Raw genomic sequence first — 17,462 nt, forward strand, 5'->3', positions numbered from 1 at the left:
ACCCACTAATTAAATTTTCAATTTATAATAGAACAAGGAGTGGCTTTGGAAGAATTTTTTATGGGGAGAAAACGAACATGTATAAAATATTAATTGTAGAAGACGATGAAAAAATAGCGGGAATATTAGAGGAGCATTTAGAAAGATATGGATATCAATCATTTAGAGCAAGTGATTTACGTCATATAAAAGATGAGTTCGTGAAAATAAATCCTCATCTCGTATTACTGGATATTAATTTACCATATTTTGATGGTTTTTATTGGTGTCGTCAAATTCGTACTGTATCGAATGCGCCGATTATTTTTGTTTCTGCAAGAACAGGGGAAATGGATCAAGTAATGGCGATCGAGAATGGCGGAGATGATTACATTACGAAGCCATTCCATTTAGATATTGTAATGGCTAAGGTGAAAAGTGCACTTCGCCGTGGCTATGGTGAGTATGCTTCTGTTGCTGAGAGTGATTGTTTAGGTGTAAATGGACTGTTGTTATTTCCGTCCCAGCACATTGTTGAGTGGCAGGGGCAACAAACGGAGCTGACAAAAAATGAATTTTACTTATTAGAATGTTTAATGAAACAAGCAAATCAATATGTAACGCGTGAAGAACTGTTAGAAGCCCTGTGGGACGAGGTAGCTTTTGTTGATGATAATACATTAACCGTAAATGTAAAACGCGTAAGGAAGAAACTAGAGGAGCTAGGCATTCAAAATGCAATTGTAACGAAACGCGGATATGGTTATGCGCTTCTTACAGAGTGGGGCGAAGGGCATGAAGGTTAAAATTTACCTCATGGACCGTTTTTCTTTACTTCTTTCTTATATTATTAGCCTTTGTTTATTTGGGCTCGTTTTGCAGTTACAAAGTCTTTTGGAAAAAAGATCCATTGATTGGAGTACGTGGTTATATGGGCTTTTATTAGGGACAGTTGTATTTACTGTATACCTCATTTACGATTATCGAAAACGAAGTGTATTTTTAAAAAGAATCGAAAAATATGTTGCTAGCGGAAATACATTACACGACTCTTTACTTATTGATACTTCTTATACGTCAGAGCAAGAGATGGTTGTTGAATCGTTTACGCTATTAAGACAGCAATATATGAATGAAGTTCATAAACAACATGCGAAAGAACAACAGCAAATGATATTTATGAACCAATGGATTCATCAAATGAAAACACCAGTATCGGTTATAGAATTGCTATTGCAAAAGTTTGGTAAAGAGCATCGTGAAGCAAGAGCAACAGTTGAAAGTATTCGTGAAGAAAATAATCGTATACTAAATGGTTTGGATTTAGCGTTACATATGGCAAGGTTAGAGCAATTTGCGAAAGATTATAAAGTAGAAGTAGTAAATGTGATAGATATCATTAGGGGTATCATTAATGAAAATCGAAAATCCTTCATTCAATCGTCTGTATTTCCGAAAGTAATGTTTGAAGAAGATACTTGTATGGTTGCATCTGATAGAAAATGGCTAAGTATTGCTATAGGGCAAATTGTTGTAAATGCAATTAAGTATACGAAAATTTCAGAAGCAGAGAAAAAGGAAATTCAATTTCAAATTGAAGAGAAAGATCAAAAGGTGTTACTACATATTAAGGACAATGGAATTGGTATTCCAGAGCAAGATGTAAAGCGTATATTTGATCCATTCTTTACGGGAATAAATGGCCGTAAAACGAGAGAAGCGACTGGAATGGGTTTATATATTACGAAGGAAATTTGCGATAATTTACATCATGGAATGTATGTGCAATCGGCTGAAGGGGAAGGGACAACATTCACGTTCCAATTTGCAAAAGATGAAGAATATCATACATTAATGAGAAAAATGACAAAACTGTAAGATAACAAAACGTTTTGTAAGGGAAATCACTCGTTTCTTTTTCTTATTTTTCTTATAGTAAATGTAAGAAGAAAACACATAGGGGGATTAGAAATGAGTGTTCTTGAAGTGAAAGGATTAACAAAAGTTTACCAATCAAAAGGTTCAGTAGCGACGACTGCTTTAAACGATATAAATTTTAAAATAGAAGAAGGCGAATTTGTAGGAATTATGGGGCCTTCAGGGAGCGGGAAAACAACGCTTTTAAATTTATTAGCAACAATTGATAAGCAAACTTCAGGTCATGTGCTTGTAAATGGTGAAGAAATTAATCAAATGCGTGCTGCAAAATTAGCGGAGTTTCGCCGTACACATTTAGGATTCATTTTCCAGGATTTTAACTTACTTGATACGTTATCGATTAAAGAAAATATCATTTTACCACTTGTCATGGCGAAGAAATCTGTAAATGAAATCGATGCGAAAGTGCTTGAGATTGCAAAGTTTTTAAATATCGAAGAAATATTAAATAAAAAAGTATATGAAGTGTCAGGCGGACAACAACAACGTGCAGCAGCAGCGAGAGCGATCATTCATGAACCTACGCTAATTTTAGCGGATGAGCCAACTGGAAACTTAGATTCGAAGTCAGCAAAATCATTAATGAGTGCATTGCAAGATTTACATGAACAAAAGAAAGTGACAATTGCAATGGTAACGCATGATCCAGTAGCGGCGAGTTATTGCGAACGTATTCTTTTCATTCGCGACGGAGAAATTTTTTCAGAAATACATAAAGGAAGAACGAAACAAGCCTTTTTCCAAGAAATTCTGGACGTACTTGCGATGCTAGGAGGAGAATATCATGAACTTTCGCCAGCTCGCGCTTAATAACGTAAAAGGAAATTGGCGTAATTATAAAGCTTTCCTTATTAGTAGCTGTTTATCGATTGTCGTATTTTTCATGTATGCTTCCTTTATTTATCATCCAGATGTCGTAAGTGGTAATATTAGTATGAGGGAGATGATCTCAAAAGGGCTAGAATCGATGAATTATATTGTAGTCATCTTCTCAGCACTCTTTATTTTATATGCAAATTCAACATTTTTACGAGCAAGAAAAAAAGAGTTTGGTCTATTAACATTAATAGGCGGAACAAAATCTCAACTTGGCCGAATGATTATATTAGAACAGCTTATGTTAGGTAGTATTGCAATTGTAGTAGGTATTGGGCTTGGCATGCTTTGTTCAAAATTATTTTTCCAAGCATTAAGCGTAATATTGAAAATAGATAAAACACTTCCACTCGTATGGAATAGTAAAGCAATTCTTATTACAGCTGGTGTATACTTTATTCTATTTTTAATCCTATCATTGTTTAGCGTTTGGACGGTAGGACGCTTGCAAATTATTGATTTATTAAGAGAAGCAAGAAAACAAAAAGTAGAACCTTTTGCATTTACATCGCTATGTGTAGTTGGTATAGGATGTATTATTGTTGCATATGTACTTAGCTTCCAAGTGACATTTATGAATTTTATCATTCTGTTTTTACCGATTGTAGGGCTGACGATAGGCGGAACTTATTTACTGTTTACGCAAGGTAGTACAGTCGTATTGAAGGCGTTACAAAAACGAAAAAAATCTTTTTATACATATCCAAATATGTTCGTACTTAGCAACCTTATTTATAAAATGAAAGATAATGCTCGTTTTCTATTTGTAATTTCTATTATTACGGCAGTTGTATCTTCGGCAGTTGGTACACTGTACGTATTTTTTGAGGATATGAGTTATAAGGCAGTAACTAGTACCCCGCATGCTATTTCGTATGAGGAAAAAGGCATTCATACGCATAATGTCATAAAAGAAGGGAAAACAAAAGAATTAATAAAAAAACACGGATTTGAAGAAGCGCGAGAAGTAACGTATGTAAAGCTTCCTGGAACTCAAAAAATCACGATGTTTAACGGTGAACATGAGATGCCAATGGCGATTGTTTCAGAGAAAGAATATAACGCTGAAGTACGTAAACAAAAGAGAGAGCAAGTTAGAGAAGTTCATAATGCACCAGGTAGTGCAACGATGGTCATAATGGATATGGCGAAAGATATGATGAAGGTAGATCTTGCAAAACCGTATGAATTTAAAATTAACGGACAAACGCAGTCTGTTCAATTAAATGAGCCAACTCCATTTTCTGTTTTTAATGATAGTGAATATCTCATTGTGAATGATCAAGATTTTGAGAAATACGCAAAGCTCGTACCAGATGAAGAAAAGACGAAATATTACGGTTATTATATAGAAGACTGGAAAAGTACGGAAGACCTTGTGTTAGATTTGAAAAAGGAAGTTGCACCGGATAAGCAAGAGGAATTAAATAACTCGGTGCTCGCTTATAAAAATATAAGAGAATCAGGAGCAATTACGATGTTTATCGGTTTCTTCGTAGCTGTACTGTTCTTCTTCTTCGCTTGTAGTATGACATACTTTAAATGGTTTAACGATAAAGAACAAGATCGTATTCAATTTAAATCGTTAAAGCGAATCGGTATGACAGATAAAGAAATTCGTAAAATTGCAATTCGACAAATGGGCGTTATCTTCTTTATCCCAATTGTAATCGGTGCAATTCATAGTGGATTTGCTCTTCATACGTTAGGAAAAATGCTTTATATTGATTTGTGGAAATCAGGAGCGATTGTAATTGGAGCATACATTGTAGCTTCTGCGATTTACTTTATGATCGCGCAGAGAGGATATTTGAAACACGTGCAAAGCTAGAGAAACCTCTAGCTTTTTGCCTATGTAGTAAGTTATAGGGGGACGATAGATGAACATTCGGCAACTAGCGCTGCAAAATATAAAAGGAAATTGGCGTAATTATAAAGTGTTTTTCTTAAGCAGTTGTTTTGCAATATTTGCGTCTTTTGCATACATGTCTGTTATTGTACATCCGTATATGCAAGAGACGATGTGGTATCAAAACGTACGCTGGGGACTTATCATATGTAATGTTATAATTATTTCTTTTTTTGTCATATTTATTTTGTACGCGACTTCTATTTTCATAGAGGCACGTAAGAAAGAATTAGGATTATATATGTTAATGGGAGCAACGAAATCTAACGTAATAGGAGTGATTATGACCGAGCAAATATTGATCGGGGTATTTGCTAATATTTTCGGTATTGGGCTTGGTATGATCTTTTTAAAGCTCTTCTTCATGGTGTTTAGTATGTTACTGCAACTCCCGAAAGAACTCCCTGTTATATTTGACGTGAGAGCAATTGGGGGAACGTGTATTACGTATATGGTCGTATTTATTGTTTTATCTTTTATAAGTGCTTTACGAATATGGAATATAAAAATCATTCGGTTATTGAAAGAATTTCGAACAGATAAAAAAGAGAAGAAAACATCAATGTGGCTTTGTATATTCGGCTTTATTTGTTTAGGGATAGGATATGCGTTAGCGTTACAAGCGACAATTCCAACGATAGCGTTCTATTTTTTTCCTGTGTCTATACTTGTCTTTTTTGGAACGTATTTTTCTTTTACACACGGCACTGCTCAAGTATTAGAAATGATAAAACGAAATAAAAAGATTATGTATACATATCCGTATTTATTTATAGTGAATCAATTGTCACATCGAATGAAGGAAAATGGTCGTTTTTTCTTTCTAATGTCAATGGCAACGACGTTTGTAGTTACGGCAACAGGTACGGTGTTTTTATATTTTTCTGGTATGCAAGATATGTGGCGGGGCGGGGGAGTGCACTCATTTTCTTACATAGAAAAAGGTACTTCTTCTCATGAAGTCTTTGCGGAAGGCACGGTTGAACAATTATTACACCAATATGGGTATAATGATTTTCAATCTATGAGTTTTGTTGGAGTGTATGCATCTTTTCAGTCCAATAAAGGAGAAACAGAAGTAGCGCCGCTCATTACAGAAAGTGAATACAATCAAGAGGCAAGAAAACAAAAGCAGAAAACGTATCATCCTAAAAAAGGAACAGTTACACTCGTTTATTATAGTAAATACAATTATCCGTATATATATGATCAAAAAGAGATTCAACTACAAGTAATGAATCAAACATATTCATTCGTATTTAACGGTCAGAAGGAAGGGTTACAATTTAACCACCATCCTTCGCACATTAATGGTCTGTTCTTCGTCATGAATGATGAAGACTTTGAAAGTATAGCAAATAAGGTTTCTGATTCTGAAAAAATGATATATAGAGGCTATACATTACCAAATATCGAAAATACGAAAGAATTAAATGAAGATTTACGGAAACATGTGAAACAAGATAATAATCATGCATTTCGAAGTAATATGGAGCTATATGTGAATATGAAATCGTTCGGTGATATTACGCTATTTATGGGCTCATTCATTAGTATATTATTTTTCCTTACATCATGTAGCATCGTATATTTTAAATGGTTTCATAATATTGCATCGGATCGTAAAGAGTACGGTGCGCTTTCTAAGCTTGGAATGACGAAAGAAGAAGTGTGGAAAGTTTCCCGTTGGCAATTGTGTATGCTATTTTTTGCGCCAATTATAGTAGGGAGTATGCATAGTGCAGTTGCGTTATATACGTTTCATAATACGATCTTTATGGATGGTTCATTACGGAAAGTAGGCTTGTTTATTCTGTTTTATATCGCTGCATGCATCGTTTATTTCTTTTTCGCTCAAAGAGAATATAAGAAACATTTAGACTAGCGAATGCTAGTCTTTTTTTAATATTCGAAATTTACATAGAAGAATATAAAAAAGTATGGTATAACAGTAAGAAAACGAAAAAGAGGGGAAAAGACGATGATTCGAGTAGGATATTTAGGACCAGAAGCAACATTTACAAATATGGCGGTGAGTCGTTTTTTTCCGGAAGCAGAGCATGTACCGTATCGAACGATTCCAGATTGTATGGATGCAGCTGCAAATGGAAATGTAGACTATGCAGTGGTACCACTAGAAAACGCTATAGAAGGTTCAGTGAATATAACAGTTGATTATCTCGTGCATGAGCAGCCGCTTTCTATTGTAGGAGAAATTACAGTACCGATTCAGCAACATTTACTTGTACATCCGCAGTATGCAGAAATGTGGGAAGAAGTATATGCGGTGCATTCTCATCCACACGCTATTGCACAATGTCATAAGTTTTTAAATGAAGAATTAAAAGGGGTAACCGTCCGAGATATGACATCAACAAGTGCAGCTGCGCAATATGTGAAAGAACATCCTGAAGAAAAAATCGCTGCCATTGCAAATGAAGCGGCCGCAGAAAAATACGGTTTAACAATTGTAAGGCGTGATATTCATACGCACAAAAACAATCATACACGCTTCCTAGTGCTCCATAAGAAAAAGAAAGCCGTACTCCCAAATAACGGAGAAAACCGCGGAGAGAAAACGACGCTTATGATAACGTTACCTGCTGATTATGCAGGGGCACTATATCAAGTGTTATCAGCTTTCGCATGGAGAAAATTAAATCTATCAAAAATCGAATCTCGTCCGATGAAAACAGGACTAGGAAATTACTTTTTCTTAATCGATGTCGATAAAGCATACGATGATGTATTATTGCCAGGCGTAACGATGGAACTTGAAGCACTCGGTTTTTCTGTTACTGTGCTGGGTAGTTATTCTTCTTATTGGTTGTAAAGGGGAGTATTTGTAGTTAAGTCGCTATCATTTCAGTCGCTAGTATAATGCGTGATAGATAAATAAAATCCCACCTATAAATGGTGGGATTCTTTATTTTAATTTCGCAAGACGATCCTCTAACTGACCACGCCAAATATCGGCTAGTTCTGGAACAGCAAGAATCTTTTCAATGCCATCTTTATCTTTTCTATTATGAAAATAAATTTCGTTAGAGAACAAAACAGAAACGTTGCCCGGTTGACGTTCTAGTAATGTAATTTTAGAATCTTTACGTACAGTACCTTCTTGAAGAACGCGGCATAGGTAACCAGTAAATCCAGTTGCTACAATGCGAGGCAGTATGCCAGGAATACCGAGACGTTTTGAAATAGTGCTACAAGGTACTCTCGCTTGTGTGACCTGAATGATTGCTTCACCTAGTTGATATGTATCTCCAATGCAAACATCACGCTCTAACATATTTGTTACGGTAATGTTTTCGCCAAATGTGGAAGCTGGAAGCGTAGTTTGAAATTCTTCTTCCCATAGTGCGTAATGCTCATGTGGATACACACAAACTGCGCGATCAGGTCCCCCGTGGTGTTTTAAATCTGCTACGTCATCACCACGAAATCCATCTTTTGAGAGGAAAGCTTCTTCTGTAAGTTCTTTACATATACCAGTAATCATTTCTTTATCTTCGCTATATTTCATTTGTTTCGGTTTGCCAATGCTAAAGTGAACGAGTTCGATTCCCATGTTTGATCCCCTTTACAATTAATTACAATATTATATCACTAAAAAAGCACAGAGAATGATAAAAACTCTGTGCTTTACATGAATTAATAAACGAGAAATCCTGCTTTATCTAGTGCCTCGCAAGCAGCGTCTAATTTCTCTTTTGAATCTGCCTCAATTGTATGTAAGTGAATACCATCTGTTAGCTGCGAAAGATAGGAAGCATTTGTGTTTTCGATTTTTTGTAAATATTGCTCTACATCAAATCGATTACTTACCATGATGGACGCTGTTAAGTCACCGTATACAGGATGCTCAACTTTTACATCTTTAATCGTAACGCCGTGATCAACAAGCATTGTAAGTTCCTGACGTACTTCCGCTGGTTTATGTTGGCATACAATTACGCGTTCGAAAGCTTGTTGTTTCTCTTGTGGTTTTAAATATAAATACCCTTGAGCAGTCGCGATAATCGGTTCGTTTCGTGCTTTAAGCAAGGAAATATCTTGCACGATCACTTGTCGACTTACATTTGTCTTTTTCGACAGTTCATTCCCAGATAACGGTTCATTTGCAGCGAGAAGCCACTGAAGGATAAGTTGTCGTCTTTCTTCACCTAAAATCTTTTTTTGGTCATTTTGTTTCATTATGATTTAACACCTCTATAAAATTGATTTCCAATTGTGTGTAGTGCATGAATAGTAGTATCAATTTGATCTTTCGTTGTTTGTTGTCCGAAAGAGAAGCGAACATATTGTTTTGCCTCTTCATACGTTTTTCCAATTGCAAGCATTGTTTTCGAAGGTTCTTGTTTACCGACTTGGCAAGCACTTCCAGTGGAAATGGCAATACCGTGGCGATTACATTCTAGCATTGTATATTGACCTTCTATTCCTTTTATTGTAACCCCAACAATATGTGGTAAACAAGAAGTAGAATGACCTTCTACTTGAATTTCTAGAGGAAGCGCTTGTAAATGTCTTAAAAAGTAGGATCGTAACTCTTTAAAACGTAAGCTCTCTTCTTGTTGATTTTTTAATATATTCTCAGCAGCTGTTAAAAAAGATGCGATGCCAGGAACGTTTACTGTACCTGGGCGAAATCCTTTTTCGTGAGAAGTTCCTGGAAATATTTGTGCCCAGCGAACTTGGGGATTTATATAGCAAGCGCCAACACCCTTTGGTCCGTATATTTTATGTGCTGAAACAGAGAGACTATCAATTCCCATCTCAAAAACATTAATAGGAAGTTTACCAAATGTTTGCACACAATCTGAATGAAATAAAACGTTATATTTTTTTAAAAGTGCCCCGATCTCTGTGATGTTTTGAACGGTTCCGATTTCAGAGTTTCCGTGCTGTATGCTTGCTAGAACAGTATTTTCTGTAATAGCTGTTTCTAAATCTTCTAAATGAATTAGCCCGTCTTCATCAACAGGTATTTCAGTAATGGTATACCCTTCTGATTGTAAGGATTGAAAATAACTTCGAATGGATGCGTGTTCCATAGGTGTCGTAATAATGTGCTTCTTATTTCGAGCATTGAGAAGGGATTGAATCGCAAGGTAGTTGGATTCCGAGCCACCGCTTGTGAAGAATGCCCCTTGTTCCTTTCCACCAATCATTTCAGCAAATGTTTTTCGGCAAACTTGTAATAAAGAAGAGGCTGTTCCTCCAATATCATGTAAACTTTGTTCATTTCCGAAGTATTGCGATGCTGCTTTCATATATGTGTGTAATGCTTCTTCACTCATAGGTGTAGTAGCTGCATAGTCAAGATATATCATCATGTAAGTTCCTCTCCCTAGTAAGAGTTACATTTCTTGTATTTTTTAAATGGTAGTGAAAATAAGAAGTATAAAAAAACTCTTGTCATTATTTTAAAACTATGTAAATATAGGTGTCAAGACAGTTGAAAAGTGTAAAGTAGGAGGCAACAATTATGCCAAGTGCAGATGTCTTAATTATTGGAAGTGGCGTTGCGGCACTTCGTGTTGCGAAAGAGATTTGTCACGAAAAGAATGTGATTATTGTCACAAAGGAAACAAATCGTAATAATAATACATATTTAGCGCAAGGTGGAATTGCCGCAGCGGTTGCAACATATGACAATCCAAATGATCATTTTGAAGATACGTTAGTAGCAGGATGTCATTATAACAATGAAGATGTGGTCCGTTATTTAGTCGAGGAAGGACCGAAAGAAATGAATAATCTCATTGAAAATGGAATGAAATTTGATGGAGATGAAACGGGTCCTCATCTTGGAAAAGAAGGCGCACATCGAAAGCGTCGTATTTTACATGCAGGTGGCGATGCAACAGGAAAGAATTTATTAGAGCATTTCATTCAAGAAGTAGCTCCGCACGTTACGGTAGTGGAACAGGAAATGGTGCTTGATTTTATTATAGAAAATGATAAATGTGTTGGAGTTTTAACAAGAACTAGTGAAGGGAAGTTGAAGCGTTACGTTGCAGAGTATACGGTGTTAGCAACAGGCGGGATTGGCGGTTTATACGCCTTTACTTCTAATGATAAGACAATTACGGGTGATGGACTTGCGATGGTGTACCGCGCAGGCGGGGAGCTCGTAGATTTAGAGTTTGTACAGTTTCATCCAACAATGTTATACGCGAGCGGGCGATGCTGCGGCCTCGTCTCTGAAGCTGTCCGTGGGGAAGGTGCTGTCCTTATGAATGGAAAAGGGCAGCGTTTTATGATGAATATACACCCTGATCACGATCTCGCACCACGTGATGTAGTAGCAAGAGCGATTCATGAGCAGCTTTTGGCGGGTGAACAAGTGTATTTAAATATCGAGTCTATCCAAAATTTCGAAGAACGTTTTCCGACGGTATCATCATTGTGTAAAAAGAATGGTGTCGATATAAATGAAAAACGCATTCCGGTCGTACCAGGTGCTCATTTTCATATGGGCGGCGTGAAAACGAACTGTGATGGGGAGACGTCCATTCCAAATTTATATGCGGTCGGTGAAGTAGCTTGTAATGGTGTTCATGGAGCAAATAGATTAGCAAGTAATTCATTATTAGAAGGTCTTGTGTTTGGAAAAAGAATAGGACAACATATTTTAACCAAAGCGACAAAAGAAAGCTGGAACAACGTGGCTGAGAAGGAAAAGAAGTTTATTGTTCTAAATCATTTGCCGGCGAAAGAAGAAATACAAGAATGCATGATGAAATATGTTGGGATTGTGCGAACAGAGCAAAGTTTATCTTATGCAAAGAGATGGCTTAGTAAGTATGGTGTTCGAAATATGATATTACAACATGATGCTCTTACAAATGAAGAGATAACGCTTATTAATATGTTAACAGCCTGTGAGCTTATAGTCGTATCAGCTTTGCAAAGAGAAGAAAGTATTGGTGGCCATTATCGAAGTGATTATCCAGATAGAAATAGCGTAAAAAAAGAGATCGTTCGAGTGAAAAGAAAACTACAACTTGTGTGATGAAGGGAAGAGGGGCTCTATGAACACGATAAAAGTGAAAGAAGCATTAAATCGATTTTTTCTAGAAGATATAGGAGAAAGAGATGTAACATCTCAGCTTATTTTTCCAGACAATTTACTTTCAAAAGGAACGTTTCTTGCGAAGGATACAGGGGTCTTTGCGGGACGGTTAGTAATTGAAGAAGGGTTTAAATTAATTGATGAGAGAATTGAAGTGGAGCTTCATAAAAAAGATGGAGATCTTGTAGACGAAGGCGAAATAATCGCAACTGTCCAAGGTCCAATCGCATCGTTATTAACGGCAGAGCGCGTTATATTAAACGTTATCCAGCGTATGAGCGGGATAGCGACAATGACACATAAAGCTGTTCTTGCTTTAGATAGCAGCCATACACGCATTTGTGATACGCGAAAAACGATGCCAGGGCTACGTATGTTTGATAAGTATGCAGTCGTATGCGGAGGCGGATTTAATCACCGTTTCGGTTTATATGATGGTGTCATGATTAAAGACAATCATATTGCTTTTGCTGGTTCTATTACGAAAGCTGTTACATCGGTGAAAGAAAAATTAGGGCATATGGTGAAAGTAGAAGTGGAAACAGAAACGGAAGAACAAGTGAGAGAGGCTGTAGCTGCTGGTGCGGATATTATTATGTTTGATAACCGTACGCCAGATGAGATTCGAGAGTTTTCAAAGATTGTACCAAGTGCCATCGTTACAGAAGCTTCAGGAGGCATTACAATTGAAGATTTATCGAAATACGGAAAAACAGGGGTAGATTATATTTCACTTGGAGCGTTAACACATTCAGTGAAAGCACTTGATATTAGTTTCAATATTGAGGCGTAAGGAAAGTGGCTTAGAGGGGGAGAAAGAAATATGAGTATTTTAGAAAAAGTGCAACCGATTGAAATGATGTTACCGGAGCGTTATCACACGATGTCAACAGAAGATATGGAAAAGCGTGTTCGTGAAATTAAAGAAAAAATGGGGAAAACATTATTTATTCCAGGACATCATTACCAAAAGGATGAAGTGGTACAATTTTCTGATGCGGCAGGAGATTCACTTCAGCTTGCGCAAGTTGCAGCGAGCAATAAAGAAGCGAAATATATTGTATTTTGTGGTGTACACTTTATGGCAGAAACAGCTGATATGTTAACGACAGCTGATCAAATCGTTATTTTGCCAGATATGCGCGCAGGTTGTTCAATGGCAGATATGGCAGATATCGAACAAACAGAAAGAGCGTGGAAAGAGCTCACGAAATTATTTGGAGATACGATGATTCCATTAACATATGTCAACTCTACAGCTGCAATTAAAGCGTTTTGTGGTCGTAATGGCGGAGCGACAGTAACTTCTTCTAATGCAAAACAAATGGTATCTTGGGCGTTTACACAAAAAGAACGGCTTGTCTTTTTACCGGATCAACATTTAGGGAGAAATACAGCGTACGATTTAGGCATCCCGTTAGATAAAATGGCAGTATGGGACCCGTATACAGATTCATTAGAGTACGATGGAGATATAGAAGAAATTCAAGTGATTTTATGGAAAGGTCATTGTTCGGTTCATCAAAACTTTACAGTGAAAAATATTGAAAATGTACGGAAGAATCATCCGGATATGAATATTATTGTACATCCGGAATGTTGCTACGAAGTTGTAGCAGCTTCGGATTACGCAGGGTCAACGAAATATATTATTGATATGATTGAATCGGCTTCATCTGGAAGTAAATGGGCGATTGGTACAGAAATGAATTTAGTGAACCGAATTATTCAACAACATCCAGATAAAGAGATTGTTTCACTTAACCCCTTTATGTGTCCGTGTTTAACGATGAACCGAATTGATCTGCCGCACTTATTATGGGCGCTTGAAACGATAGAAAGAGGAGAAGAAATTAACGTTATTAGCGTAGATAAACAAGTGACTGAAGAAGCGGTTCTTGCATTAAATCGTATGTTAGAGCGTGTATGAAGCAGCGGGATTCCCGGTGCTTTTTTTCATACACATAATCATAACGAGAACGAAATGGGCATACATTGTTTTGAAGAAATCATTGCGATTTTTTTATACTTATTCCACTTCGAACTATATTGGAAATAGAAGAAGTGTTAAAAGTGAAAAGAAATTCATGTTATTTAGAAGGTGTTACTTCATGAGATTTGTTACTTATAGATAAGTTATACAGGAGGGGGAAAATTTGAAAATTCATATTGTGCAAAAAGGGGATACCCTTTGGAAAATTGCGAAAAAGTACGGAGTAGATTTTGATACGTTGAAAAAAACAAATACACAACTTAGTAATCCGGATTTAATTATGCCAGGTATGAAAATTAAAGTACCATCAAACAGCGTTCACGTAAAACAACATGCTGGAGCAGGTTCAGCACCTCCAAAACAATATGTTAAAGAAGTGCAACAAAAAGAATTTGCAGCAACACCAACGCCGCTTGGAATAGAAGATGAGGAAGAAGTTACGTATCAAGCAGCGCCAATTACACAGCAACCTGCTATGCAACAAACACAAAAAGAAGTGCAAGTAAAACCACAGAAGGAAATGCAAGTGAAACCACAAAAAGAAGTACAGGTAAAACCGCAGAAGGAAATGCAAGTGAAACCACAAAAAGAAGTACAGGTAAAACCACAAAAAGAAGTGCAAAAAGAAAAAACAATTCAAATAGAAAAACCAGTTGAAAAACCGTCAGTTATTCAAAAACCACCTGTTATAGAAAAACAAAAACCAGCAGAGAAAGAAAACACGAAGTTTTCGGTAAATGTTTTACCACAGCCGCCGCAACCACCAATAAAAGCGAAAAAGGAATATAAAATTTCAGATGTAATTAAAAAAGGAAGCGAGTTAATTGCTCCTCAAATTACTAAAATGAAACCTAATAACATCATTTCTCCTCAAACGAAAAAAGATAATATCGTGTCACCGCAAGTAAAGAAAGAAAATGTAGGGAACATAGTATCACCACAGGTAAAGAAAGAAAATATAGGAAATATCGTGTCACCGCAAGTAAAGAAAGAAAATGTAGGGAACATAGTATCACCACAGGTAAAGAAAGAAAATGTAGGGAGTCAATGAAAGCGAGTAAAGAAAAAAAATGTAGGGAATATCGTGTCACCGCAAGTGAAGAAAGAAAATGTAGGGAATATCGTGTCACCGCAAGTGAAGAAAGAAAATGTAGGGAATATCGTGTCACCAAATGTAACGAAAGAGAATGTAGTTATTCCACAAGTAATACCGCCAAATATTCAAATGCCAAACATCATGCCAATGTTGGATAATAATCAACCACCAAATATAATGCCAATCATGGATAATAATCAACCACCAAATATAATGCCGATCATGGATAACAATCAAATGCCGAATATGATGCCGATAATGGATAATAATCAAATGCCGAATATGATGCCAATAATGGATAATAACCCAATACCAAACATGATGCCAATCATGGATAACAATCAAATGCCGAATATGATGCCGAATATGGATAATAATCAAATGCCAAATATGATATGGATAACAATCAAATGCCAAATATGATGCCAATAATGGATAACAATCAAATGCCAAACATGATGCCAATAATGGATAACAATCAAATGCCAAATAAACAATCAAATGCCAAATATGATGCCAATAATGGATAACAATCAAATGCCAAACATGATGCCAATAATGGATAACAATCAAATGCCAAACATGATGCCAATAATGGATAACAATCAAATGCCGAATATGATGCCGATAATGGATAATAATCAACCACCGAATATGATGCCATATCAAATACCATACCAACAGCCTATGATGCCGCCAAATCCGTATTATCAACAACAAAATCCATATCAAATGCCGTATCAGCAAGGGGCACCGTTTGGACCGCAATATACGTCTATGCCAAATCCAAATATGATGCCAATGGATAATAATATGCCACCGCTCGTGCAAGGAGAGGAAGATTGTGGATGCGGAGGAGAGAGTAGGCTATATAGTCCGCAACCTGGAGGACCACAATACGCGAATCCTTTATATTATCAACCAACTCAATCGGCATATGCGCCACAGCCAGGAACGATGTATTATCAACCAGATCCACCAAATGTATTTGGGGAGCCGGTTTCAGAAGAAGAGGACGAAGAGGAAGTTTAAAAAAGGCGGGATTATTCCCGCCTTTTTTGTATGTAGAGTCGTTCTGAAAATGGAAGATTTACATCAAATGTTAGAAAATCCCCAGTGAAATATTAACAGTGTAAAAACCTTCTCTGTTACTCATCATAAGAGGGAGCTTTTCAGAAGAGAAGTTCATTCTAACAGAGGGGGTTTTTGTATTGAATACGAAAGTAAAAGTGATTGCTGCTTCTTTGTTAGTTACCAGTGCATTAGCTGCATGTGGTACACCAAAAGATAACAATGCAATGGATGGACGTAACTACAACTATAAGCATACATCTTATAATGATACACACCAGTATCGTGATAATGTAGCGCGTAATGATCGCTATACAGATTATGTAACATATAGAAATGGTCGTAACGATACAGGGTATAACAATTATTACCGCGATGTAAATTACAACGGACAAATTGCTAATCCGCATCCAACTCGTAATATTACAATGAACAATTCATACATTAACAATGATGGTAAAACAGCTGAAAGAATAACGAATCGTGTGAAACGTATGAATAACGTAGACCGCGTGTCTACAGTTGTATATGGAAACGATGTAGCGATTGCAGTAAAACCACGTAATACAGCGACAAATGAAACGGCGATGGCGAACGAAATTCGTCAAGCGGTTTCAAATGAAGTTGGAAACAGAAACGTATATGTTTCTGTAAGAAATGATATGTTTACTCGTGTCGATGCAATGAGCACACGTCTACGTAATGGTACTGTTACAAACGATTTTAATCGTGATATAGGGAATATGTTCCGAGACATTCGTTACGGTTTAACTGGTACTATGCGATAGCAAAACGAAAGAGGAAGGGATAGCCCTTCCTCTTTATTCATCGTTGTCTTGTAAACGACGTTTTTTAATGAAATAACTAATGGAATAAGAAATTAAAAAGCATATAAAGAAAATACTACCTGTTAGAATAGCCTCAAAGAGAGGTCTTTCTGGACTGAAAATGATATAAATAATGGCTATAATAGTTCCTGCAATAAGAGAGCGTAAAATAATTTTGTAATAAGGAGTTAACTTTATATCCTTTTCGCCTTCTTCTACATCGATAGAAACACTTAACTGTAAATAACTAAGTATGATACTTGTAAGGATAAATAATAACCATAATGGAGATTTCGTAGTTTGATCCATTCCTTCAGTGAATCCGATATATCCTAAAATGCCAATTATACCAAGCGATTGAAAAAGAAAGGCAATACGTATGTTTTTTAATGTTTTCAGAATGAGACGTTCATCCTTTATTTTTTCAAAATATCCATCTCCTGTTTATTATGATTTCGCTATTATATTTATTGTAAAATATATATTGCATTTATCAATTTATAATTTACACGAAGTTCGTTTGAGTAAAAGAGGAAATAAAATATTTTTATAAACATGTTGCACTTATACTTTATTAATGTTATATTAGCAAAGCGATGAGCTAATTTACGTAAGACGAGAGATATGCTTAAGTGCTAAACACGCGAATGTGGTCGCCTGGTCTCTCGCCGTAAACGCATCAAGACGCC

General features: G+C 36.3%; 15 protein-coding genes and 2 pseudogenes. 13 read left to right on the plus strand and 4 right to left on the minus strand.

Going from position 1 to position 17,462, the window contains the following annotated elements; genetic code table 11:
- The first annotated feature begins 77 nt into the window (after positions 1-77).
- From DN394_RS00940 to pheA, 6 genes are all read left to right on the plus strand, one after another.
- Positions 78-785, plus strand: a complete 708-nt coding sequence (locus DN394_RS00940) for a response regulator transcription factor (RefSeq protein WP_000276710.1) — start codon at positions 78-80, stop codon at positions 783-785.
- The gene (locus DN394_RS00945) at positions 775-1,857 is read left to right on the plus strand and encodes a HAMP domain-containing histidine kinase (RefSeq protein ID WP_149293542.1); all 1,083 of its coding nucleotides are present in this window, start codon (positions 775-777) and stop codon (positions 1,855-1,857) included. Before DN394_RS00940 ends, DN394_RS00945 begins: the two co-directional genes overlap by 11 nt.
- A gap of 93 nt (positions 1,858-1,950) precedes the next feature.
- Complete coding sequence (locus DN394_RS00950; RefSeq protein ID WP_000114530.1) at positions 1,951-2,727, plus strand: ABC transporter ATP-binding protein; 777 nt, start codon at positions 1,951-1,953, stop codon at positions 2,725-2,727.
- Positions 2,702-4,624, plus strand: a complete 1,923-nt coding sequence (locus tag DN394_RS00955) for an ABC transporter permease (protein ID WP_098953310.1) — start codon at positions 2,702-2,704, stop codon at positions 4,622-4,624. The genes DN394_RS00950 and DN394_RS00955 overlap by 26 nt, the downstream gene beginning before the upstream one ends.
- A 49-nt stretch (positions 4,625-4,673) precedes the next feature.
- Entirely contained in the window at positions 4,674-6,587 is a 1,914-nt protein-coding gene (locus tag DN394_RS00960) for an ABC transporter permease (protein WP_098953308.1), read from the plus strand.
- Positions 6,588-6,683: 96 nt separating this feature from the next.
- A complete protein-coding gene (pheA, locus tag DN394_RS00965; protein WP_097916661.1) occupies positions 6,684-7,535 on the plus strand; it encodes a prephenate dehydratase in 852 nt (283 codons plus the stop codon).
- 93 nt (positions 7,536-7,628) lie between these two features.
- Here the strand turns inward: pheA and DN394_RS00970 are convergent, their stop codons facing one another.
- The 3 genes from DN394_RS00970 to DN394_RS00980 all read right to left on the minus strand — a co-directional run bounded on the left by DN394_RS00970 (position 7,629) and on the right by DN394_RS00980 (position 10,044).
- Positions 7,629-8,276: an MOSC domain-containing protein gene (locus DN394_RS00970; protein WP_000510700.1), complete on the minus strand. Its 648-nt coding sequence runs from the start codon at positions 8,274-8,276 to the stop codon at positions 7,629-7,631.
- 83 nt (positions 8,277-8,359) lie between these two features.
- Positions 8,360-8,902 carry a transcription repressor NadR gene (locus tag DN394_RS00975; RefSeq protein ID WP_000812240.1) on the minus strand — a complete coding sequence of 181 codons (543 nt, stop codon included), beginning with the start codon at positions 8,900-8,902 and terminating at the stop codon, positions 8,360-8,362.
- Positions 8,902-10,044, minus strand: coding sequence for an IscS subfamily cysteine desulfurase (locus DN394_RS00980; RefSeq protein ID WP_000973754.1), 1,143 nt, complete (start codon positions 10,042-10,044; stop codon positions 8,902-8,904). The genes DN394_RS00975 and DN394_RS00980 overlap by 1 nt, the downstream gene beginning before the upstream one ends.
- Before the next feature lie 152 nt (positions 10,045-10,196).
- On the opposite strand from DN394_RS00980, the gene nadB reads away from it, so the two are divergent.
- From nadB to DN394_RS01005, 7 genes and pseudogenes are all read left to right on the plus strand, one after another.
- A complete protein-coding gene (nadB, locus tag DN394_RS00985; protein ID WP_097993735.1) occupies positions 10,197-11,726 on the plus strand; it encodes an L-aspartate oxidase in 1,530 nt (509 codons plus the stop codon).
- Positions 11,727-11,745: 19 nt separating this feature from the next.
- The gene (nadC, locus tag DN394_RS00990) at positions 11,746-12,579 is read left to right on the plus strand and encodes a carboxylating nicotinate-nucleotide diphosphorylase (protein ID WP_097916666.1); all 834 of its coding nucleotides are present in this window, start codon (positions 11,746-11,748) and stop codon (positions 12,577-12,579) included.
- A 30-nt stretch (positions 12,580-12,609) separates the two neighbouring features.
- Complete coding sequence (nadA, locus tag DN394_RS00995) at positions 12,610-13,716, plus strand: quinolinate synthase NadA (protein ID WP_098705563.1); 1,107 nt, start codon at positions 12,610-12,612, stop codon at positions 13,714-13,716.
- Between the two features lie 226 nt (positions 13,717-13,942).
- A pseudogene (safA, locus tag DN394_RS29740) lies at positions 13,943-14,099 on the plus strand (SafA/ExsA family spore coat assembly protein); the annotation flags it as partial.
- Positions 14,100-14,863: 764 nt separating this feature from the next.
- Positions 14,864-15,298 (plus strand): hypothetical protein, encoded by a 435-nt coding sequence (locus DN394_RS29745; protein WP_370458303.1) that lies wholly within the window; start codon positions 14,864-14,866, stop codon positions 15,296-15,298.
- Positions 15,289-15,907 (plus strand): annotated as a pseudogene (gene exsA / locus DN394_RS29945) (spore coat assembly protein ExsA); the annotation flags it as partial. The gene DN394_RS29745 and the pseudogene exsA, both read left to right, overlap by 10 nt.
- 179 nt (positions 15,908-16,086) lie before the next feature.
- Positions 16,087-16,734, plus strand: coding sequence for a YhcN/YlaJ family sporulation lipoprotein (locus tag DN394_RS01005; protein WP_149293543.1), 648 nt, complete (start codon positions 16,087-16,089; stop codon positions 16,732-16,734).
- A gap of 33 nt (positions 16,735-16,767) precedes the next feature.
- On the opposite strand, the gene DN394_RS01010 is transcribed toward DN394_RS01005, so the two are convergent.
- On the minus strand, positions 16,768-17,193 hold the full coding sequence (locus DN394_RS01010) for a branched-chain amino acid ABC transporter substrate-binding protein (protein ID WP_149293544.1): 426 nt from the start codon (positions 17,191-17,193) through the stop codon (positions 16,768-16,770).
- Positions 17,194-17,462: the final 269 nt, after the last annotated feature.

This window comes from Bacillus sp. BB081, from assembly GCF_008368895.1.
Lineage (GTDB): Bacteria > Bacillota > Bacilli > Bacillales > Bacillaceae_G > Bacillus_A > Bacillus_A wiedmannii.

Bases quoted from the DNA above. Each gene is read 5' to 3' on its own strand.
- DN394_RS00945 (WP_149293542.1), top strand. From the start codon at position 775: ATGAAGGTTAAAATTTACCTCATGGACCGTTTTTCTTTACTTCTTTCT.
- DN394_RS00940 (WP_000276710.1), top strand. From the start codon at position 78: ATGTATAAAATATTAATTGTAGAAGACGATGAAAAAATAGCGGGAATA.
- DN394_RS00950 (WP_000114530.1), top strand. From the start codon at position 1,951: ATGAGTGTTCTTGAAGTGAAAGGATTAACAAAAGTTTACCAATCAAAA.
- nadB (WP_097993735.1), top strand. From the start codon at position 10,197: ATGCCAAGTGCAGATGTCTTAATTATTGGAAGTGGCGTTGCGGCACTT.
- nadC (WP_097916666.1), top strand. From the start codon at position 11,746: ATGAACACGATAAAAGTGAAAGAAGCATTAAATCGATTTTTTCTAGAA.
- DN394_RS00960 (WP_098953308.1), top strand. From the start codon at position 4,674: ATGAACATTCGGCAACTAGCGCTGCAAAATATAAAAGGAAATTGGCGT.
- DN394_RS00970 (WP_000510700.1), bottom strand. From the start codon at position 8,276: ATGGGAATCGAACTCGTTCACTTTAGCATTGGCAAACCGAAACAAATG.
- DN394_RS00955 (WP_098953310.1), top strand. From the start codon at position 2,702: ATGAACTTTCGCCAGCTCGCGCTTAATAACGTAAAAGGAAATTGGCGT.
- pheA (WP_097916661.1), top strand. From the start codon at position 6,684: ATGATTCGAGTAGGATATTTAGGACCAGAAGCAACATTTACAAATATG.
- DN394_RS00975 (WP_000812240.1), bottom strand. From the start codon at position 8,902: ATGAAACAAAATGACCAAAAAAAGATTTTAGGTGAAGAAAGACGACAA.
- DN394_RS00980 (WP_000973754.1), bottom strand. From the start codon at position 10,044: ATGATGATATATCTTGACTATGCAGCTACTACACCTATGAGTGAAGAA.
- nadA (WP_098705563.1), top strand. From the start codon at position 12,610: ATGAGTATTTTAGAAAAAGTGCAACCGATTGAAATGATGTTACCGGAG.